The organism is Paraburkholderia elongata, assembly GCF_013177735.1.
Classification (GTDB): domain Bacteria; phylum Pseudomonadota; class Gammaproteobacteria; order Burkholderiales; family Burkholderiaceae; genus Paraburkholderia; species Paraburkholderia elongata.
Map to the genome: position 1 here is coordinate 1 of NZ_WOEZ01000002.1, position 21,522 is coordinate 21,522.

Annotated in this window: 12 protein-coding genes and 1 rRNA gene; 1 reads left to right on the top strand and 12 read right to left on the bottom strand. The window is 62.1% G+C overall.

Annotated elements, in window-relative coordinates:
- Positions 1-105, bottom strand: a 16S ribosomal RNA gene (locus GNZ13_RS00235); the annotation flags it as partial.
- Between the two features lie 801 nt (positions 106-906).
- Between GNZ13_RS00235 and rpoD the strand changes: the two genes are divergently transcribed.
- Positions 907-2,904 (top strand): RNA polymerase sigma factor RpoD, encoded by a 1,998-nt coding sequence (rpoD, locus tag GNZ13_RS00240; RefSeq protein WP_172159425.1) that lies wholly within the window; start codon positions 907-909, stop codon positions 2,902-2,904.
- A 417-nt stretch (positions 2,905-3,321) separates the two neighbouring features.
- Here rpoD and GNZ13_RS00245 read toward each other — a convergent pair whose 3' ends face one another.
- The 11 genes from GNZ13_RS00245 to GNZ13_RS00295 all read right to left on the bottom strand — a co-directional run bounded on the left by GNZ13_RS00245 (position 3,322) and on the right by GNZ13_RS00295 (position 21,382).
- Complete coding sequence (locus GNZ13_RS00245) at positions 3,322-4,428, bottom strand: YjgN family protein (RefSeq protein WP_172159427.1); 1,107 nt, start codon at positions 4,426-4,428, stop codon at positions 3,322-3,324.
- A gap of 105 nt (positions 4,429-4,533) precedes the next feature.
- Positions 4,534-5,331, bottom strand: coding sequence for a YfaP family protein (locus GNZ13_RS00250; RefSeq protein ID WP_172159428.1), 798 nt, complete (start codon positions 5,329-5,331; stop codon positions 4,534-4,536).
- A 22-nt stretch (positions 5,332-5,353) separates the two neighbouring features.
- Entirely contained in the window at positions 5,354-6,172 is an 819-nt protein-coding gene (locus GNZ13_RS00255) for a YfaP family protein (protein WP_236001745.1), read from the bottom strand.
- A 158-nt stretch (positions 6,173-6,330) separates the two neighbouring features.
- Positions 6,331-8,076: a DUF2300 domain-containing protein gene (locus GNZ13_RS00260; protein WP_172159432.1), complete on the bottom strand. Its 1,746-nt coding sequence runs from the start codon at positions 8,074-8,076 to the stop codon at positions 6,331-6,333.
- An 11-nt stretch (positions 8,077-8,087) separates the two neighbouring features.
- Positions 8,088-12,875 carry an alpha-2-macroglobulin family protein gene (locus tag GNZ13_RS00265; protein WP_172159434.1) on the bottom strand — a complete coding sequence of 1,596 codons (4,788 nt, stop codon included), beginning with the start codon at positions 12,873-12,875 and terminating at the stop codon, positions 8,088-8,090.
- The gene (locus GNZ13_RS00270; RefSeq protein ID WP_172159502.1) at positions 12,872-13,573 is read right to left on the bottom strand and encodes a DUF1175 domain-containing protein; all 702 of its coding nucleotides are present in this window, start codon (positions 13,571-13,573) and stop codon (positions 12,872-12,874) included. The genes GNZ13_RS00265 and GNZ13_RS00270 overlap by 4 nt, the downstream gene beginning before the upstream one ends.
- A 159-nt stretch (positions 13,574-13,732) precedes the next feature.
- Positions 13,733-15,523: a DUF2138 domain-containing protein gene (locus GNZ13_RS00275; RefSeq protein WP_172159436.1), complete on the bottom strand. Its 1,791-nt coding sequence runs from the start codon at positions 15,521-15,523 to the stop codon at positions 13,733-13,735.
- Between the two features lie 490 nt (positions 15,524-16,013).
- Positions 16,014-17,222, bottom strand: a complete 1,209-nt coding sequence (locus GNZ13_RS00280) for an aminotransferase-like domain-containing protein (protein WP_172159438.1) — start codon at positions 17,220-17,222, stop codon at positions 16,014-16,016.
- A gap of 123 nt (positions 17,223-17,345) precedes the next feature.
- Positions 17,346-18,518 carry an NAD(P)/FAD-dependent oxidoreductase gene (locus GNZ13_RS00285; protein WP_172159440.1) on the bottom strand — a complete coding sequence of 391 codons (1,173 nt, stop codon included), beginning with the start codon at positions 18,516-18,518 and terminating at the stop codon, positions 17,346-17,348.
- A gap of 157 nt (positions 18,519-18,675) precedes the next feature.
- Positions 18,676-20,175: an L-piperidine-6-carboxylate dehydrogenase gene (amaB, locus tag GNZ13_RS00290; RefSeq protein WP_172159442.1), complete on the bottom strand. Its 1,500-nt coding sequence runs from the start codon at positions 20,173-20,175 to the stop codon at positions 18,676-18,678.
- A 364-nt stretch (positions 20,176-20,539) separates the two neighbouring features.
- The gene (locus GNZ13_RS00295) at positions 20,540-21,382 is read right to left on the bottom strand and encodes an FAS1-like dehydratase domain-containing protein (protein WP_172159444.1); all 843 of its coding nucleotides are present in this window, start codon (positions 21,380-21,382) and stop codon (positions 20,540-20,542) included.
- Between the last annotated feature and the right edge of the window lie 140 nt (positions 21,383-21,522).

A 21,522-nucleotide genomic window follows, 5' to 3' on the forward strand; every position in this document is an offset into this window, starting at 1 on the left:
CGTTCGCCACTCGCCACCAGGATTGCTCCCGTGCTGCCGTTCGACTTGCATGTGTAAGGCATGCCGCCAGCGTTCAATCTGAGCCAGGATCAAACTCTTCAGTTCAAACCTGTTACTGTTTTTCGGTCTCTTTCGAAACCGGTCGCTCACTCAACGTACTGACGAATGATTAACCTGTCGGCGTGAATCCACCCCAACAGGAAAACCTTCCTTTAATACTCGTGTGAGACTTGATACTTTTGCTTTATGGCAGGCTCCGAAGAACCCACCCGCATCGCGCATCAAGCGCCCACACTTATCGGCTGTTAATTTTTAAAGATCGAGTCCGCATTCACTACCAAACCGGCACCGCGTTGCACCCACATCACAACCACCCGGTACCGCTTCGTTCTGCGTCGCTGCATCAGCAGCAGAGAAACGAGATTATGGAGAACGGTCGGCATGTCGTCAACCCCCTTTTGTGAATTTTCTTTTGGGCAAATGCGATTTGACGCCAAAACATGCGCACCACTATATGTAGCAAGATCGACGGAAGTCATCCCGTCGTGCAGGGGCGACCGACATCGCCTATAGTGAAGAGCCTGCATACGCGCACGGCGAGCAGTTGAAGTGCCGCCTCCCGCCCCCACCTGAACGTACGGATGACAGGCGATGAACGGGCCTGCGGCAAGAGTGCACAACGAAAGGTGTGCTCATAATGAGCGCAAAGGCGCAAGCTCGTATATAATGCGAGCCGCGCGAATTTCGCACATTTCTATCGGCCCGCTTCGCGCGGGCTCATCTTTTTTGCTCCCCAAGAGCACAGCCAAACAACCGCGTTGAGTCACTCAGGTGATGTTGAGCCATGCTCGAAACGCCTGACGGTAGCGTCTTGCGTCTCATAGCGAAGCCTCTAGAGGAGAATACGTGAACCCTTTTGATCGCGAAGATTCGCAACACGAAACTGCCGGATACACCGCCAAAGCGCCCGCTGGCCGTACAGCCAAGGGCAAAGGCGCAGGCAAAGCGATCCCCGTAGCGGCTGAACTGCTGCCGCAACAAGCCGAAGAGCGCCAGCGCCAGATGCGCGCGCTGATCCAGCTGGGCAAGGAGCAAGGCTACCTGACCCACGCGCAGATCAACGACCACCTGCCCGACAACTTCGCGCAGACGGCGGCGATCGACAGCATCGTCAGCGCCTTCAACGACATGGGCGTGCAGGTCTATGAGCAGGCTCCGGATGCGGAAACCCTGCTGCTCAATTCGAACACCCCTGCTGTGGTGTCGGACGATCAGGCAGACGAGGAAACCGAAGTCGCGTTGTCGACCGTCGATTCCGAGTTCGGCCGTACAACCGACCCCGTGCGCATGTACATGCGCGAAATGGGCGCAACCGAGCTGCTGACCCGCGCGGGCGAAATCGCGATTGCGAAGCGCATCGAAGACGGTCTTCACGAGATGGTGCAGGCGATTGCCGCTTGCCCGCTTGCGATCTCCGCCATTCTGGCGAGCGCCCAGCAGGTCGCGGACGGCGAATTGCGCATCGACGAGATGGTCGACGGTCTGAATGAAGACACGGTCGCCGCGGAAGACGCGAGCGCGGACGCCGCAGCCGACGTTGACGCCGACGCGACCGACGATGACGACAGCGATAGCGAAGACGACGACGACGCCGGTCCGGCCGACTCCTCGGCAGCGGACGAAGCACGTCTGAAGCAACTCACGAACGATTGCCTCGAAATCTTCGCCCAGGTCGGCATCCTGTCCGACCAGATGAACGCCTCGCACACGCGCGGCGACGTCAGTTCGAAGGCTTACCTGCGCGCCCGCGAAGAGATCCAGCAGCACCTCGCCAAGATCCGCTTCACGGCACGCACCATCGACCGTCTGTGCGGCGACGTGCAAAGCCAGGTCGCGCAGGTTCGCGCGATCGAGCGCAACATTCTGCAAATCGTCGTGACGAAGAGCGGCATGCCGCGCGAGCAGTTCATCGAATCTTTCAAGGGCCACGAAGCCGACCTCGGTTGGACCGAGCGTGCCGCGCGCGGTGCGTCGTCATTCGGTGCAGCGCTGGAGCGCCATCTGCCGGCAATCCAATCGGAACAACAAAAGCTGATCGACATCGAGGCGACCGTTTCACTGCCGCTCAAGCATCTGAAAGAGATCAATCGTCAGATGGTCGCGGCCGAGTCGAAGATGCGCAAGGCCAAGAGCGAGATGATCGAGGCGAATCTGCGTCTCGTGATCTCGATCGCGAAGAAGTACGTGAACCGCGGCATGTTGTTCCTCGACCTGATCCAGGAAGGCAACATCGGTTTGATGAAGGCGGTGGACAAGTTTGAATACCGCCGCGGCTGGAAGTTTTCGACGTATGCAACCTGGTGGGTTCGCCAGGCCGTGACGCGCTCGCTCGCCGATCAGGCGCGCACGATTCGCGTGCCGGTGCACATGATCGAAACGATCAACAAGCTCAACCGCATTTCGCGCGAGATCCTGCAGCAGACCGGTCAGGAAGCCCATCCGTCGGTGCTGGCAGAACGCATGGAACTGTCGGAAGAGAAGGTGCGCGGCATTCTGAAGATCGCCAAGCAGCCGGTGTCGATGGAGACGCCGGTCGGCGACGACGGCGACGCCACGCTCGGCGACATGATCGAAGATTCGGCCGCTTCCTCGCCGGCTGACGCAGCGATGCAGGCCGACTTGCGCGCCGCCATCGACGACGCGCTCGACTCACTGTCGCCGCGCGAAGCGAAGGTGCTTCGTATGCGCTACGGCATCAACACGAAGTCGGACCACACGCTCGAAGAAGTCGGCAAGCAGTTCGACGTCACGCGCGAGCGGATTCGTCAGATCGAGAGCAAGGCAATGCGTAAGCTGATGCATCCGAGCCGCGCAGACCGCCTGAAGTCGTTCCTCGACCGTTAAACCGGTCGCGGCGCTTGTCGTGCATCGTGCACGACAAGCGCATCCCCCTCTCCCCATCTTCGATTTGTCCACAGAAATTGTTTGCAAGCCTGTGGATATCCTGAGCAAGAGTCACCCAAGTCGTTGAGCCCATTGGCTTTCATACCTACGCTTCCGACAGGTCGCGCGGCTCACGGCTTCCCGCACATCGCCTGAACCTCCGCCCATTGCTGCGCCGTCAACGCGCTTTCGCCGAGTGGCGATCCCTGACTCCGCTTTTCCCGGTCGATCGTACGCGGATGATCCGAGAGAAATTCAATCGCACCGCTGGCGCTGCCGCTACGTTTTTCGGTCAACGCAAAAAATGCCGCGTGAGGCGCGGCACTGCAGCCGTCGTAATAACGTGTGCCGGTTGGAACAGGAGGTTCCAAAACCGCGTCAGAACGCGCCGCCATGATCGAGCAGGTTCAGCATGCCCTCGCCCGTTCGCGGCGGCGTCTGATCGTTCTGACCGAGCGTCTGCGGGTCGAGTTGACCGGACACCTGCAGCGTATCGGCTGCGAACCGCATCACGCGATGCACCACGATCGGCAGACCCAGACCCAGCGTGAAGATGATGATCGCCAGATTACCCAGCATCATGCCGAGCAGACGCCCGGCGGTGATGCTGCTGCCGAAGCGCAGTTGCGTGCCAAGCGTCGTGTTGCCCATAACATGGCGCGTCACCAGCGCCAGATAGAAGCACTGAATCAGCAACGCGCCGACGATGAACAGCACATAAAACAGGAACAACGAGCCGAAAGCGGCGAACGCAGCGGGATCATGTGCCTTCAGCGGCGCATGCCCGATGGGCAGAAACGCCACGATGCTCTTGAGGAAAACGGCCCCGAGCACAACGAGCAACGCGACGATGCCCAAAAACGTGCCGACGAACGCGCCATACAGCGCACCGGCGCGGCCTTCAAAATGAAACGGCAGGCTGCCGAAACTGCTCGCGTTGATGCGGCGCTCAGTAAGACGCATGGACACCCACGGCACCATCTGTCCAAGCGTGACGATGCACAGCAGGCCATACAGCAATACATACACGCCGTAGACCCACGACGAGCCGGTCATGCCTCCGCGAATCCCACACCATTGGGTGCGGCTCAGGCGGTAACGCTGCGCACTGAAATACGCCCCCGCCGCGACCACCGCAATCACGATGTAGAGGACAATGATCGGCAAAATGGCCAGTGCCGCGCTCCCTGTGATGGCGCGCAGAACCGCGCTGAGAATGCCTGCGCCGACAATCGCTCCGAACATAATCGCAATCGCCAGCAGAAAACCTTTGAACAATTCGCCGCCGGTTCCGGTGTACTCAAAACGCTCACCTTGAAAACGCATGCGCGACCAGATATAGCGGCGGTTATTGGTGGTGGCCCAAAAACGATAAATGCCGAGCGTGATGATCTGCAGCAACAGATTTTTAACGAATATCCCGTACAGCTCTCCAATCTTGCCGTCGTAGCTCAACAGTGGCTGCTTCTGGTCGAGTGAGTTCATTTTTGCTTCCCCTAGCTGGCAATTGTCGTTTTTGTGGCCCGCATGCGCGTAAGCGCGTATGCGTTGCGGGCGGGCGGTCTTTCTAAAGTTACTTCGCCAACCGCTTTAAGGCATCACAAACGTCTTCACGAGCGTCAACTCGCCCGGCTTACGCATCGGCACCCGAATCGTTTCGCTCTTCTCGCTCGGCGTATTCTCGTTCGTAATGATCGTCACCTGCGCGACGGTCATATCGCTGCCGCTGTTTCCGTTGCCGAAGTAATTCACGTAGACCAGATACGTGCCTTTCAACGGCGCCGACGACGAGTAAATCTCCGGTCCATAGCCGGTCGTCACATCCACGTCGAGCGCGCCGCCGTTCGGCGCAACGCGGTCTCCATACCAGGTATGCACGCCGTCCGGCGAGACCACGTGCAAGTCCAGATCCGTGCCATCGGTGTCCCATGCGAGCACCACGCGCAACTTCGGCTGCGTTTCGCCGCTGTACGCGTCGTAAAACTGCACGCGCTTGCGCGAACCATCCGGCGCCCGCAGTTCAACGCTGTTGCTGCCGGACGGAAACGCGTAAGGCCGCGAGAACTTGCCGTCTTCCTCAACGCGTTGCGGCAACGGCGTACCGTCGACCACCAGCGTGCCCACCGTGGTGCCCTTCTTCTTCGGCGCATTGCGGATGTGCCCTTCGATCAGCGCGAATTTCGACTGGCCTTCCGGCGTCGTCACCGACACCGCCGGGTAATGCACATCCTGCGTATAGCGCTCGCTGTCACCGCTGGTGTTGCGCCAGCCGTTCAACGGCGCGCCGAAGTCTATATCGCTCGCGCGCGCCACCGTCGCAGCCTGCAAACAGGCAACGACGAGCATCATCCAGCCAGCCTTCACCCAATCCGTCGTCTCGACCTTCATCGTCACCGCTCCCATCCCGCCGTCAGAGTCGCTCGCTTTTCACGAGCAGCAGGTCGCCGATCTTGCGCAGCGGCACGACCATCGATTCACGCCGTTCGTTCGGCGTGTTTTCATTGAAGACCAGCGTCAGCGTCGCGGTAATCACGTCGCGCTCGTGCGCGGCGGCGTCGAAGTTATAGCCGGTCGAATCGAAGTTGCCCCAGTAGTTCAGAAAGAACAGCCACGTACCGTGCTCGGGCGCCGCCGACGAAAATATTCCCGGTCCCGCGCCGTCCACCGAATCGACGTCGAAGCCGCTGCCGTCTTCGAGCGTGGGATTGGCGAAGAACGCGTGCAGGCCGTTCGGCGTGATCACGTGCAGATCCACCTGCGCTTTCGGATCATCCCACGTGACGATCGCGCGCAGCTTCGCCTGCGGTTTGCTGCGGTCGGCTTCGTAGAACTGCATGCGCTGGTGCTGCTTGCCGTCGGCGGAAATCAATTCGATGCTGTTCGAGCCCGCACCGAACGCCCACGGACGCGCGAATGCGCCTTCGTCGTCGGTATAGAGCGGCGTCGGGTTGCCGTTGACGACCAGAGTGGGCGGCTTGCGCGCGTGTTTGTCGATGTGCTTCAGGCGCCCTTCGATCAGCGTGCGATAGCGTTGCGCGCCACGGTCGACCGGCGGCCGGGGATACGCCGCGACGAAGTGCTCGCCTTCGTTCGTCAGTCCGCTGTGGCGCCAGCCGCCAAACGCACCGGTCAGATCGGCAACCGCACCGCCGCCGCCATCCGCTCCGGCTGCTTGCACATTCGTCGTCGTGCTCGCCGCCAGCGCAGCCAAGGTCACGGCAATTGCCATGCGAACTCGAAAACCGCGCGGATGAGGCGGCAAGGGAACCGCCGTGCGAACTCGACCGCGGCGCGTAAGTGGGGGTGCGGTAACTGCCGAAGGGATCCGAACGCGGCGCATCGAAGGGGGCGCGCAGAACGTGGGAGAAAGCGAGCGCGAGATGGTGTTCATTGGATTGGATTGTCGGTACGGATCAGCGTGCGCGCGGTGCGTTCGACAAACTCTTCATCGAGGCCACGCGGATGATGCTGGAACGCGAGATGAATATATTCATGCGCCAACGCGATGCGGTCCTCTTCGGTCTGTAGGCGATAAACGTACACGCGATTGCGCTGCGCGTCCGCATAGGGCCGTCCTTCGCGCACCGCGCACACGGCCGGCAGATCGGGCGTCTCGTAGCCGGCTGCGCCGTCCATGCGCCTCGCCCACAACGGCGCGTTGTGCTGCAGCCATTGCTCGGCGCCGGTCACCTGGATGCAATCGCCGGACAACGGGCTCTCGAACGACGTCAAGGTCGCTTGCGGCCAGGTGCGCGAGAGAATAGCGTCGAAAGTGAGACCGGCTTGCGCGGAAGCCTTCGCGGCAAGCCAGCTCATCTGACCGGGCGCGGCCTTGTCGTGGTGATACTGAACCGGCACGCCGGTAAGCACAAGCGCGTCGGTCTGATCGGCCGCACGACGCGCAGCAGCGGTCGGTGCGCGCGGCAGAACGCGCTGTGTGCTGCTGCTGTCGTCGATACGGAAGCAGCCGTGATCGTGATTGCCATGCTGTACGACGTAAGACCGCGCCGCCACCGCCAAAGCTTTCGCCGCTTCCGGCTGGCTCGTGTCGCCTTCCCGCTCGACCACCCGCGCGACGTAGTCATTCATGCCGAAGCGGCCCTCTACTTGCGGCGCACCTGCGGCGTCGCGATCGAGCCGCAGTTCGCCGCGGCTTTCCACACGCGCCCAATTGCCGTTCACGAAGCCGATCCGGAAATCGCCCCGCAGCGGACCGTCCGGTACCGCTGCCGACCCTTTGTCGCCGAGCACCTGGCGAATCGGATAACGGCTAAAGAAGTCGACCAGCACACACGCGTTGTCGTCCGGTACTGTGACTTGCGTAAGCAATGGCGCGATGCGCGGCGCGGCGGCCGCCAGCACGCGCGCGCTGCCGCCGGGGCCGCCTAGCCACACCGGCGTGCCGTCGGCAAGCCAGCCTGCCGCACCGCCGATCGATGCGCCCGGCCGAGCCGGGTCCGGCATGGTCCACGTCTTGGCCCGCAGCACGCTGCCATACAGCGACACGGTGCCCTCGCCGCGTCCACTGGTCAGCACCGACACTAGCGTGCTCGCCGCCGCTTCGCGCGGCCGTGCCGGCATCGATTGCAATGCGGCGAGCAAGTCGGCCACCGGCACGCGGCGCGTGGGCGTCATCGCGTGGAGGTCGCGCAGCCAGACGGGCGCATGCGCGGCCGTCCAATACTTGCGCCAATCGGCGGGATCGAGTTGCAGGCGCGCAGGCTCGAAAAAGCGTCCGCACGATTGCACCAGCGCATGTTCGCGGTCGACGTGGCCGCCCTTCATGCAGCAATACACCTCTTCAGGATCGCCGCCGCTGCAGGTGTAGTCCGGCGTGGCGATATTGCGCTCGACCAGATAACCATAGACGAACAGCTTCCACACGCTGCCGAGAGGCGTCTCCAGTGTCGCCGGCAAGGGACGAGCGGACTGCGGCGCGAGGCCGTCCGCGGTGGTGGTGGCAGCGGTGTTGAATTGCCAAAGCTGCGATTGACCGTCGCGCAACCAGGCGAAATGCAGCATGTGCTCCGAGGACGCGGCCGCACCACTAAAAACACACCCCGCTCCCACGGCGAGCACAACCCGCAGCGTAGCTGCCAGACGATCGCGCGAGTGCCGAAGAGCGGAGAACATAGCGGTCTCGCTTACTGAATGCGCAGGGTCGTCACGCGATCGCTCTTGCCGCCTTCGAACGCTTTGGCGTCCGGCTGATACATGCGGAAGTAGCGCGCGGGCGGCAACGCGAACGTGCCGGGCAACGCGAAGCGCACCAGTTGCCGCAGCGTCACCGGACGATCGAGCAAAGGCACCGGCTGGTGATACGCCAGTTCACCCATCTCAAACGAAGCGGCGCGCGCGAACGGCTGCGGACCGCTTGCCCCATCCTTGGCGCCCGGCAAACCGTCGATCGACACGCCCCAGCTGGTCGCCTCGACATCGCCGCCCGGCGGCAGCGGCACGTCGAGCAGACCGTAGTGGTACGCATTGCCCGAGCGCGGCGTGAGCGTGACTTCGTCGACGTACAGCGCATTGCTGTCGATCGCATCGCCCTGCTTCATCAGCCGCGCGGTAAATGCCGAGCGACCCAGTTGACTCTCAGCGCCACCCGCCTTCTTCGGATCAACCTTCACTTCGAGCGGCTCCAGCTTGTAGAAACGGCGTTCGACAGTGATGTTCAGACGACTGTCCTCGCTCGTATGGCTGCGGAGCGAGACCAGTGCGTTCACATCGGTGCGCGCGCCGCCTGCATCGAGTGTGGCCGGCAATCCGGCGCCGGTCCACTTCCAGAGCGGCGTGCCGGTCGGCGTCGCAGCGCGCGTCCAGCCCGCGGCTTGCAGCGACGGCAGCGAAGCCGGCGCCGTGTCGCCACCGAGCGCTTTACGCACCCACAGCAACGTCAACGCACGATCGAGCGTCGGGTAGTCGGCGCTGCTCTTCGCGAGCAAGGCCGATGCATCGGCCGCCGCGCCGCCGTCGCCACCTGTCATGTAAAGCAGGCTCTGCACGAGCGGTGCGGGATCGTTAGCCAATGCCGTACGCGCGGCGCTCGCCGCAGCATCGAAGCCATCCGGCAGTTGAGCACTCGTGCTGCGCGCCATGTTGGCGATCAGCAGCGTCGCCATCTGCTTGCCGCGCGGCGAATCGGCTTGCGCGAACACGATGCTGTCCGATGGGCCATACGTGGCGTTACCAGAAGCCGCCTTGCCGGTAGCCGCTGCATCGCTCATCAAATCCCCGGCGACGCCTGAAACCGGCGTCGCGACTGGCAAGCCCATCTGCTGCATGAACCACAGCGCCAGCGCGCGATGCAACAGCGGCTCTTTCGCACCGGCATCGCGATAGACGTCCATCGCATGCTGCCAGTTGTCGGCGGGCAGCGTAATGCCGAGGCTGCGGCTCGCGAGCCAGTCCGCGTAGTACGCGTAAGCGGTAATCAGCGAACTGCCGCCGGTCGTATCACCCCACCAGCCGAACGTGCCGCCGACACCCGCCAGCATCGCCAGACGTTGCCGCTGATTGCGCAACAGTGCCTCGAGCCCCTGCGTCGAACTCGCATTGTCACCGTGACCGATGGCATCGTGGGCAAGCGCCAAAGGAATCAGACGGCTCGACGTCTGCTCGGCGCAACCGTATGGGTAATTAATCAGATCGTCGGCGACGCGCGCGAACTGGCTCGCGGCACTGCCGATGAAACGCACGCTGACGTCCTGCGCATCCTGCGGCAGATTGAGCGGCTTGTTCGAGCCGTCGAGCGCCATCGTGTTCTGATGCAGATCGAGCCAGCCGCTTGCGTCGAGATGGATGGTGGTCTGCAAGCGATCCACATCCTTACCCCCACGACGCAAGGTCGCGTTGATCACACCTGCCTTCAGCGCGCCGCTCGGAAGACGCAGATAGTTGGCGCCGCGCTTGAGCGTGACCTTCTGGTTCAAGGAGAGACCGCCACCGTCGACCACCCACTCGGCGTCCATATCCGCGTCGGTCTGATTGAAGGCGATCATGTCGATGGCCGGCTGATCGTTGACGCGGAAATGCGACGGCCCGCTCCACTTGAGATACAGCGCCTTGTCCGAACGCACGTAGGCGGTGCGTTGACCGACCATGCCGTCCGGCGCCGCCGCGCGCACGGTGACGCGCCAGCGGGCCAGCGAGTCTGGCATCTTGAACGTCATAGTGGCGTGACCGTTCGCGTCGGTCTTCAGCGTACCTTCCCACGCGGCCGTGTCCTGATCGTCACGACGCGGCCGTTCGAGCACCTTCACGCCGCGCTCGTTGTAGTTCGCGCGTTGCGGGCCGCCTGGCGCGCCCTTCAACGGCGAGCGCGCAAGGTCGTACGTAATGAACGAAAGACTCGACGACGTCCGCACATTGTTGCGGCGCGGGTGATAGAAAAAGTCGACGATATTCGGCGCGATTTCCGGCTGCAACACGTAGACCATTTCATCGACCACGCTCACCGTCAGGTTCGCCGCTTCCGGCTTGCCGTTCAGCGTGCTGTCGAAATTCAGCGTGACCGTATCGCCCGGACCGTACACCGGCTTGTCGCTCTTCACGTTCAGTTCGATCTGCGGTTGCGCGACCACGATGCCCGCGTTCTGGAACACGTATTCGCCGGCATGCACGTACAGCACCGAGAACGTCATGTTCGGTGCGAATGCTTCACCGACCTTGATGCGCGCTTTCCATTGCGAGGGTGCCACGCGTTGCAGTTGCAGCCAGTCGCCGCCGGCTGTCAGCAACGCGCGATGTTCGACGTTGTCGCGCTCCAGCGTCAGGAGTGCATCGTCGACCGGCATCGGGAAGGTGATCAGCGCTTCGGCGGTATCGCCGATCTTGTACCTGTCGCGATCGAACACGATCTCGACGCTGCCCGGAATCGCCTTCAGACCATCGCCCGCAACCCAATGGCTCGCGGCGGCGAGCAGATTGCCCGTGTCGTCCTTGACCGACAGCATGTATGACCCCGGATCATTGAATTGCACCGGAAACGATAGCTTGCCGCCTGCCGTTGCGCCTTTGAGTGCGCCTTCGCCGTGTGTCTGCGATTCGAGGCGCGTCCATTCCCACTTGGCCGGCGCATGCGAAGACGGATCGATCGTACCGAGTGCTTGCAGATCGAAATTGACCGCTTCCTTCGGCTGCGAAAACGACTTGGCCGTCGACAGGCGATAAGGCGTCGCGCCGCGCGCGATCAGCACCTCACGCGTCACACGCACCTTGTAGGCCGCGCCGTCCTGCGCGAACAGCGTCAACGCATAGCGGCTCGGTTCTTTGGCGGCGGGCAGCGTGAGACTCGCGTTGCCGTCGCTATCGGTCGTGAGCTCCTGCTGTTCCAGCTTGACCGGAAACAACCCTGCATAGCGCAGTTCACCGTCGACGATCGTCACTTTCTGCGCACGCAGCGTGACCGAAACCTTGCTGTCGCGCACCGGCTTGCCGTCCGGATAGCGCAACTGGATCTTGCCCTTCAGTGGCTCACCCGTCGCATAGTCGGCTTTATCCATCGACAGATTGACGTCGAAATGCGGCTTCACATATTCGGCGACGCGAAATGCGCTGCCGTATACATCGCCGTTGTAATCGAAGCGCAGCGTGTAGCCGCCGGCGGTGGCATCGGCGGGAAGCGTGAAGGACGCTTCCGCGCCCGTATCGGAAGCAAAATGCACCTTGCTGGTCGCGACCGGCGCGCCGTTCGGATCGAGCACGTCGAGCTTGATATCGGCGTCGGCAGGCGCGGTCGATTGCGTCGCGTTCTGGAACGTGCGGCCGATGAACTTCACATGCACCGCGTCGCCCGGCCGGTACATCGGACGGTCGGTCACCGCGTAGATCTTGGTGTTGTAGATCTCGCTGTCGTAATAGAAATTTTCCGAGACGAACACGCCGCCTTGCGGATCGGTGCCCAGAACATAGCTACGCTCAGGGCTCACGTGTTGCAGCACCAGCGCGCCGTCGTTGCCGGTGGCGCCGCTTTGCAGCACGCCAACGCCGTCGGTCCAGCTCACATCGGTATTCGGCACCGGCTTGCCGTTGTCGCGCCGTGCGGTCCACACCAGCATGCCGCTCGATGCCGCTTTCACGACCGCGACCGTGTCCGACACGAACAGCAAGGTATGCGCGCGATAGTTGCCGATCACCGCCTCGACGATATACAGCCCCGGCGGCAGCTTGCCGACCGGAATCATCACGTTGCCCGAACTCGCTTCGATGAAGTTACTGCTGCTGCCTTCGAGATTCACGCCCTTCGGCGGCTCGATCACCTTCGCGTCCCAGATCGGATAGCGAAAGCGCGCCACCATGTCATAGCCTTTCAGCGGCGCGAACTGCGAGTTCTGCTGGAATTGCGTCTGCTTGCCGGTCTGCTCGCCGAGCTTGAATTGCGGCTCGGCTTGGGTCGCCTTGCTACGCGTCGCGAACGACAGCACACGCTGCCAGGCGCGGCGTGCTTCGGTGAACCAGCGGTCCCACAGATAAGCCAGCGTATTCGCCAGCCCTTCGCCCTGATAATTCGGCGCGACATTCAAGCGATGCAGATTCTTCTGCGCCTTCAAAAAATCCAACGGCTTCGGCACGCGATACACGACGATGTCCGCTCCGCCGTACGCTTGCAGCGCATCCTTGAACTCGCGGCCGGGCGCTTCCAGCCGCACCTGCGCCAACTGATCGCTGCCGAAGCTCGCATCCGACAGCAGGAAAAACGGCTGGCCGTCGACCTTCTGCGAAGCGAAGTTGCTCGACGGCGCCGATTGCAGCGTCGGGTTCGCGGCGATGTTGGTATCGGCGGCGGTGCTCGATGCGCTGTCGTCGGCATAGGCCGTTGGTGCAATGACGAGCGTCATTGCCGCGAAGAGCGCGACCAGCGTGACGCCCACGCGACGATGCAAGTTGCCGAGCCAGGCGCGCGACGCGGTGACGGAATTCATTCGGGTCATGGTGTCAGAAAGTCCAAACGAAACACGCCAACGAAATTCGGATTGCCGTCGAGCGGCTGCCAGCGAGAATCTTTCCATTGCATCAGGTCGGAAACGGCCACGGCGCGCAGACCGGTATCGGTCGGCGTAACGGTGCCTGTGTGATAAGCGATGTAGCGATCCAGCCAGATCATCAGATGCTGGTCGTCACACTGATCGAAGAACAGCAGGTCGCCGGGCAGCGCCTGGTTCACGTCCTTCGAAACAAAACGGCTATTGCGTTGAATCAGTGCGATCGCCGACGCGTACGCGCCGGTAGAACCGTCGAGCTGGGTCCAGCGATTCGCGATTCCGCGTTGCGATGCGGACAGCTGCAGTTCGGGCGGCATGCTGCTGGTGTCCGCGAGACTGGTCATGCCGTTTGCACGCAGCCATTTGGTGTCGTGCGGCTTGAGCGTCTCGCCGACGGCAAAACGCACGAGGCCCGCGCAATCGCGTTGGGTCCAGCGCGGCGTCGGGCCACGACGCATTTGCTGGTCGACGATGCGCACGAACCAGGCGCGGAAAGCGGCGGATTGCTGCGGCGAGAGCGCGTCGGGGTCGGGTGCGGACGTGGTGCTGGTCAGCGCGTTCGCGTACGGCGCGAGGCTGGCCATCACAAACGCGGAAGCCGCGCGACTGAGCCAGACGCGGCGCGTGGTGGCGATGGCACGGGTCATCTGCGAAGTAGCAGCCACGGCAGTCGCGGCAGGTGCGTCGCCCGCGCCAGTGGCGAAATGCGCGGCTAGTACCAGCTCACGCGCCTCACACTCACGCGCCTGCGCCTGCTCGCGTGCATACGTCGCGAACACCACGTTGGAGACGTGAAGGCGGCGCATTCAATCGCCCTCAGTGCCGGGTTGATCCACAGGCGCGTCAGCCACACCGGCGTCCGCACCGCCACTGGCACCCGCCTTCGTACGATCGAACCACCACTCCACGGGCACCCAACCCGTCGAACTCGGCAAGTTTTGCGGCAACGTCAACGAAACCGGCGGGTAGTGTGCGAGCGCATGCAGCTTCGGCACGAGATGCGTGCGCGATGCATTGCGGAACACCGCTTCCTGATCCGCCGGCAACGCTGCGCCCGCTTCGCGTTCGATCAACGCAGCCGCGGACGAAGGCGTGAGCGTCAAAATCGTGCGCGGCAGACGTTGCGGCGCAAGCGTATCGGCGAGTGCCGGATAGCGCTTGTCGAGCACGGCGAGCGTGTCGTCGACCAGGCGTGAATCAGGGGAGAAGATTAGATAGCCGTGCGCCAATGCGAGTGTCACCGGGAAATAGCGCTCCGCCGACAGTTGCGATGCGAACGACGCCTTGCTGGACAAAGCGGTACCCGAGCGCGCACTGACCGGGCGTTGCCACACAGTGACGCCGGCGCCCTGGTCGTGCTTCGTGACCGGCAAGCGGCGATAGTCCGAGTCGGCGTCGCCGGATTTGGCGGCCTTCGCCTCGTACGCGCCGATCACGTCGCCAAACGTCTTGCCGAGTGTGGTCTTCAGCGCAGCGATGCTCGCCGCGTCCTGCGTCTTCACGCGAGCGACGAACACCGGCGCGACCAGCGTGGACTTCGCATACCAGCAGACGGCCGCGGGTCCGGCGAGCTGACCGCCGATCGCAGCAGCGCCATCCGCACCAACATCCGCAACCTTGCCCAACAGGCCCGACGCTTCTTTCCAGTCGGCCGGCAAGCTCGTGCACGCCGCCGGATTGGCCGGCAAGGCGCGCCACAAGTCGGCGCTATTCCACTCCTGTGGCAATTTGCTCGGCTCGATCAGTGCGGAGGTCTGCCAATTTGCCGCCGAGTTTCCGTTCGCCGAAAAATCGAATCGCAGTGCATCGATGCCGGAGAAAAATGCCTGATAGCCAAACGACAAATAATTCGCCGACACCACCAGCCGATGCCCCTTCGGCGCATCGCCGGGCGCATCCAGTTGATAGGCGCGCGCCGCATCGTCGCGGCCGGACGAAAGCATCTCGGACACGGCGTCGGCCCGCTCGCTCAGCACGCCGCCTTTCGGGTCGAGCAGCACGCCAGGGGCGGACATCACAACAAGGCGCTCATCCTTCGTCGCGAACAGAATCGTGCGGCCCACCGCCAGCTTCAACGCGTATACCGGTACGTCGCCAGAAAGCTTGGCGACCTGGCTCAACTGCGAGTCGCTCGCGGTGACGTTGCCGAAGCCTTGCAGCAGCTTCGCGAGACCGTTACGGTGGATCGACATCACCCAGTAACCGAGGCGGCCATCCGGCGAGCGCCACAGCAGCACATGCGCGGGTTCGTCGAATACGCGGCGGATCAATTCATCGCGCCAGTCCAGTTGATGTTCGAATGCGAGACGCCGCAGCGCGCCTTCGGTGGACAGCCGCGTGTCGTTCGATTCGTAATAGTCGACGAAGTCCTGAGTCAACACGTCATGCAACAGCGGCACGCGCAAGATGTCGCGCGGCAAACGCGAGAGCGCTTCGCTGTCGATCACCGCGTCCGGGTGGTGAATATCGAGCACGATTTCGCCGGTCTCGCCGGCTTTGCGATGCGCGAATGGACGCCACAGCGCCTGAATGACCACGCCGGCCACGACCAGAAGACCGACTACCAGGATTGCAATCTTTTTACGCGACATCTTCATCTGATTTCTTCTGGTTCGATGCGACGGTATTAACGTGAATGGCCGATGAATTAACTCATCGGGATCATTCTCCGAATGGCAACGATGATAACCGATATTTTTAGCTAAAAACCAGCGGCACTCTCCATTTAACAGTTAGCCATGTTTCAGGAGTTTGACGAAAATATTGAACGGGAGGAATTAAACCATTAGACAACGCATCCAATCGAAGCGGCGGCTTGAGTTAAAACGGCGTACGAGGAGGCGACGACATGCAAAGGAAACGGCGTGCGCACCTGCTGCCTTGAACGGAGCAGACGAAAGCCCGCGAGCGTAGTCCGGACGCGTGTGACATTACGCTGCTTTACCGGATCGGGATGTCTATGCTAAATCCCTGCGATTTAGCATTTGCATAAAAAAACCCGGCTGCGCACCGCGTGCTCACCGGGTTATTTCAGGTATTGTTCTTACTGCTTTTCCGCCAATACTGCGTTAGCCGCGTTATCCGTCATCAAACGAGTGCGAGTGCCTGCTTCATTCTCTGCACGCCGGTTTCGATATCGGCTACGCCCGGCGCCGCAAATGACAAGCGCAGTGCCGCCAGATCGATATTATCTTTATAGAACGCGACGCCCGGCACGAACATGACATTGCGCTCGATACACGCGCGCAGAGTGTCGGACGCATTCTGCCCACCCTTCAATTGCGCCCATACGAACATGCCGCCGGCAGGACGATGAAATACGATTGCGTCACCCAAATGCTCATCGAGCGCATCGCACAGCGTGCGGCATTTCACGGCGTAGGCGTCGACGATCCGCGGCAGATGTCGCTCGAGCGCGCCGCTCGCGAGGTATTCGGCGGCGATCGCCTGGGTCCACGGCGAACTGCACAGGTCAACCGTTTGCTTGGCGACCACGCAACGGCGCAAGATTTCCGCATGCGCGATCATCCAGCCGACCCGCAAACCCGGCGCGACGATTTTCGACAGACTCGAAAAATGCACAACCCAGTCGCGTGAACCGGGCACCTGATCGCTCAACGCGAGCAGCGACGGCAACGCCGCGCCGCTGAAACGCAGGTCGCCGTAGGGATCGTCTTCGACAATCAGAAAATGGTGACGCGCCGCCAGCCTCAACAACGCCATGCGGCGCTCGAGCGACAAGGTCGCGCCGGTCGGATTGGCAAAGGTCGGTACGGTGTAGAGCAGCTTCGGCGGCCGCGCTAATGTGCCCGCTTCGGTGCCCGTTTCGAGCAACGCGGCGAGCGCGGCAACATCGAGCCCGTCCTGATCGACCGGCACGGTCACCACGTCGGCCTCTTGCAGCTTCAGCGCCTGCAAGGTCGCCGGATAGGCGGGCTGTTCGACCAGCACCACGTCGCCCGGTGCAACCATCACGCGCAGCAGCAGATCGAAGCCTTGCTGCGAACCGGTCGTGACGAGCAATTCATGCGGCGTGCAAGGCGTACCGCGCCGTGTCATCAAATGCGCGAGTTGTTCCTTGAGAACAGCGAGACCATCCGTCGGTCCATATTGCAGGCAGAGCGTGGCCTGCTGCGACGCACGCGCCGCGGCCATATCGAGGCCTTCGCGGTCGAACAGATCGCTCGCCGGATAGCCGCCGGCGAACGAAATCATGCCGGGCTGCGCGAGATATTTGAACAGCTCGCGGATCGGCGAACCGGTCGGCGCTTCGAATGCAGGATTGAACGTGAACATGGTGACGGGCCGTTTATCTTGTCGATGGAAGATCGGCGTCGATTGTGGCCAGCGTCCGGGTGGGCGGCAAACGATATCTACGCACTACGTATTGCGTTTTCCGCATCACCTCGAACACACCGGCTAAACCACGTTCTTCTCCACGATCGGCCGGTTTTCAAGTACGCGAGTAAAGCTCAGCGAACCCAGATCGAGCGTCGTGTAGCGGCCGTGCAGAATCAATTCGCTGATGCCGCGACCGGTTGCCGGACCCTGCTGCAAACCGTGCCCGCTAAAGCCATTGGCAAAAATGCAGTTATCGACGTCCGGGTGGTAGCCGATGATCGCGTTCTGATCGAGCACGTTGTATTCGTAGTAGCCGGACCAGCAGTTCTGCACGCGCAGCGCTTCGAATTGCGGCACGCGATGCGCGAGCGCCGGCCAGATCACGTCGTCGAATATCGCGTGATCGACTTCGTCGAGCGGCAAATCGTCGGGATCGTTGTCCGGTGACGGTGACGTACCGCAAATGAACGATGTGCCCTCGGGCCGGAAATACACACCGCTCGGATCGATCAGCAAAGGACAATGTTCGAGCCGCGCGGGCGATTTGACATTGAAAATACTGCGGCGTCGTGCGAACACTGGAAGATCGATGCCGGCCATCTGCGCGACTTTGCGCGACCAGGCGCCCGCGGCATTCACTATGAAGTCGCAGGCGTAGACCTCGCCATTCGCGGTTTCGACTTGTGTCACGTGTTTGCCGTCGCGATGCAGCGCGGTGACGTCAGCGGCAACATAGCGCGCGCCGAGCGCCTGCGCTTTCTTGCGCAGCGCCTGCACGAGGCCGTAACCGTCGAACCAGCCCTCACCGCTTTCGCCAAAAGCACCGGCAATGAGATCTTCGGTATTGAGCCAGGGAAAGCGCGCTTGCAACGCGCCTTTGTCGAGCAAACTAATATCGGCGCCAAGACTCTTTTGCAGCGCGTGATTCTCACGCAGCGTAGTCTCACCAGCGGGCGTGGCGAGAAACAGATAGCCGCCTTCGTACAGATCGATCGACGGTTTCGCGCCGTCGATCTCGAGCCGCTCGCCGATCGAACGCAGAAACTCGATGCCGAACAGCGACATCTGAATGGAAAGCGGGGTAGAGAATTGCTGGCGAATAGATGCCGCCGACAATGCCGACGACGAACGCGCATACGTCGGATCGCGTTCAATCACCGTGACGCTGACCGATGGATCAGTAAGCCGCAGAAAATACGCAATCGAGCTGCCGATCACCCCACCGCCGACGATCACGACTTTGGAACTCACGTCTTACTCCAGGAGTAGCGTGGCCGCTCTGAAACGGCGGGCGGCGCAAACGAATTGCTGAAAAGAGGTTGTGAACAGCGGCGCGTGAATGCGCCGCTGCTTTCTGCTGAATGCTCGACTGCTTTATGGCTATGTTGCGGTACGGCTACTGACCGGATCAGTCGATATTGAAGTCGATGCCCTGAGCGAGCGGCAACGCCGACGAATAGTTGACCGTGTTGGTCGCGCGGCGCATGTAAGCCTTCCACGCATCCGAACCCGACTCACGACCGCCGCCGGTTTCCTTCTCGCCACCGAACGCGCCGCCGATTTCCGCGCCGCTCGGTCCAATGTTCACGTTAGCGATACCGCAGTCGCTACCCGAGTCGGACAGGAAGCGTTCGGCTTCGCGCAGATCGGTCGTGAACACGCACGACGACAAACCGTGAACGGCCGCATTGTTCGCCTCGACCGCATCCGCGAATTCCGAATAGCGCAGCACGTAGAGAATCGGAGCGAAGGTTTCCTTCAGCACCACCGCCGTTTGCGACGGCATTTCGACGATGGCCGGACGCACGTAGTAACCGCCTTCATGGCCCTTTACCTCGACGCGCTCGCCGCCGAACACCTTGCCGCCTTCGGCCGTAGCCTGCTGCAGCGCTTCCTGCATGCGCGCGTACGATTGCTTGTCGATCAGCGGCCCCATCAGCGTGCCCTTTTCGAGCGGATTGCCGATCGGCACCTTGCTGTACAGCTGCTTAAGACGCTCGATGGTCTTGTCGTACACGCTCTCGTGCACGAACAGACGGCGCAGCGACGTGCAACGCTGCCCCGCCGTACCCACTGCCGAGAACAGGATGCCGCGCATCGCGAGCTCGTGATCCGCCGTTTGCGCGACGATACCCGCGTTGTTGCCGCCGAGTTCGAGCAGCGAGCGGCCGAAGCGCTTCGCCACTTCAACGCCGACCGTGCGGCCCATTTCCGTGCTGCCCGTCGCGCTGACGATCGACGCACGCGGATCGGCCACCAGCTTCGCGCCAACATCGCGGCCACCGTTGATCAGCGCGGTCAGGCCGGCCGGCGCGTCGCCGAACTCCTTCAGTGCCTCGCTGAGGATCTGGTTGACGGCAAGCGCGGTCAACGGCGTCTTTTCCGACGGCTTCCAGATCACCGCGTTGCCGCACACCAGCGCCAGCGCCGCATTCCACGACCACACTGCTGCCGGGAAGTTGAACGCCGAGATAACGACGCACGTACCCATGGGATGCCAAGTTTCAGCCATACGATGGCCCGGGCGTTCCGAGGCGATCGTCAGACCGTACAACTGACGCGACAGACCGACCGCGAAGTCGCAGATGTCGATCATTTCCTGCACTTCGCCCAACCCTTCCTGCAGGATCTTGCCGGTTTCGAGCGTGATGATGCTGCCGAGCGCCTGCTTCTTTTCACGCAGACGGTTGCCCAGCAGACGCACCAGCTCGCCGCGGCGCGGCGCCGGGACGTTGCGCCAGGCCGTGTACGCCTCTTTTGCATTGGCGAGGGCCGCGTCGACTTCCGCCACTGTGTTGCTGGCCACACGGCCGATGAGTTCGCCGGTAATCGGCGAATGAACCGCGATGTCGCCGGCTTGCGCCGCGTGGGCGATGCCGAGGTCGGCGAGGATGGTGGAAGCGTTCATGAGAATCCCTTTAATTTCCGATGCGAAACAAGAGTAAGTTCGGAAACTATACACGCGGGATTTTGTGGCGGCAAGGGTATTTGCCCGGAGCGGTGTGCCTGGGCATGCTAGCGGGCTTGCTGGGGTTGATTGAAGGGTACGGGGCCGGCCTGTGCTGGCTGGTTCGCGGGTGACCAGCGGTAGGTTGGCTGTGCATCGGCAGGTGGCGGCTCGTTTCTTATTGGAAATATCCTTGACGCACTCAAAATTACCGGCGTATCCACCAGTTGCCCATCAACCGTCGCCGTTGCCCGTTGTTCGTTGCTCGTCTCAACAGCGGCAATAGCGCGCTCAAGCAGCCCCCGTTGGCTTTGGCTTTGGTTTCTTACTCGAGCGCTGCCATAGCGCGCATGGTCAGATAGCCTTCGTGGTCTTTGGCCCACAGGTCGATGGTCTTGCCGTCGGAAGAAGGTCTGCCGCATACCGTGAACGGCTGGCCCGCGAAAGTGGGCCGCAGCGCCTTGAACGCGAAGCTTTGCAGCGTCGCGTCCGGTTGTTCGCGGCGCACCAGATCGACCAGCAAGGTTGCGATCAGCGGCCCGTGCACGATCAGTCCCGGGTAGCCCTCCACCTCCGTCACATACGGGTAGTCGTAATGGATGCGATGGCCATTAAAGGTCAACGCGGAATAGCGGAACAACATCACAGCGTCCGCATCGACGGTCCGGCGCCACGTTTCGCCCTCCGGCGCAAGCGCCGCTTGCGGCGGCCGGGCGCCCTCTTGCGGCGCATCGCGATAGACGATGTCGTGCTCTTCTTCGAGCTTCAGTTCACCACCGGCTTCAATCGTGTGCTGCACGGTCACGAACACGAGACGGCCCGAACGGCCGGTCTTGTCTTCGATATTGGCGATGGTTGACGTGCGTTTCGCATGCTCGCCGACTTTGAGCGGCGCGTGGAACGTCAGGCGGCCACCGGCCCACATGCGGCGCGGTAGCGGTACCGGCGGCAGAAAGCCGCCGCGCTTCGGATGACCATCCGGACCGGTCTCGGACTGCGGCGCGATCGGCAGAAAGTACAGCCAATGCCAGAGCGGTGGCACCGTATCGCCGCTTTCTTCCCGGTCTAGGGTCGCGGCCATTGCCGTCAGCGGAAAAGCAGTGATGTCATCCTCGGTCACGGCTTCCTTGTAAAGCCAGTCGTCGAGTTTCTCTGGGGAAGCAGACATGGGAAAAGTCTCCGAATGCGCTGATGAGGCTAAAGAGGGTCTTACTATGAACCTTGCGGCAGGTTTCGCGAAGTTAGCATTTTCGAATCGGGCCTTCGCCTTTGCTTAAGACGCCCCCGACGCCTGAGTCGCGGGTTCGA

What these genes read in the sequence shown, in the direction of transcription:
- GNZ13_RS00255 (WP_236001745.1), bottom strand. Translation starts at nt 6,172, where the DNA reads ATGGCAATTGCCGTGACCTTGGCTGCGCTGGCGGCGAGCACGACGACG.
- amaB (WP_172159442.1), bottom strand. Translation starts at nt 20,175, where the DNA reads ATGAACGCTTCCACCATCCTCGCCGACCTCGGCATCGCCCACGCGGCG.
- GNZ13_RS00275 (WP_172159436.1), bottom strand. Translation starts at nt 15,523, where the DNA reads ATGAAGATGTCGCGTAAAAAGATTGCAATCCTGGTAGTCGGTCTTCTG.
- GNZ13_RS00270 (WP_172159502.1), bottom strand. Translation starts at nt 13,573, where the DNA reads ATGACCCGTGCCATCGCCACCACGCGCCGCGTCTGGCTCAGTCGCGCG.
- GNZ13_RS00245 (WP_172159427.1), bottom strand. Translation starts at nt 4,428, where the DNA reads ATGAACTCACTCGACCAGAAGCAGCCACTGTTGAGCTACGACGGCAAG.
- GNZ13_RS00250 (WP_172159428.1), bottom strand. Translation starts at nt 5,331, where the DNA reads ATGAAGGTCGAGACGACGGATTGGGTGAAGGCTGGCTGGATGATGCTC.
- GNZ13_RS00280 (WP_172159438.1), bottom strand. Translation starts at nt 17,222, where the DNA reads ATGTTCACGTTCAATCCTGCATTCGAAGCGCCGACCGGTTCGCCGATC.
- GNZ13_RS00295 (WP_172159444.1), bottom strand. Translation starts at nt 21,382, where the DNA reads ATGTCTGCTTCCCCAGAGAAACTCGACGACTGGCTTTACAAGGAAGCC.
- GNZ13_RS00260 (WP_172159432.1), bottom strand. Translation starts at nt 8,076, where the DNA reads ATGTTCTCCGCTCTTCGGCACTCGCGCGATCGTCTGGCAGCTACGCTG.
- GNZ13_RS00265 (WP_172159434.1), bottom strand. Translation starts at nt 12,875, where the DNA reads ATGACCCGAATGAATTCCGTCACCGCGTCGCGCGCCTGGCTCGGCAAC.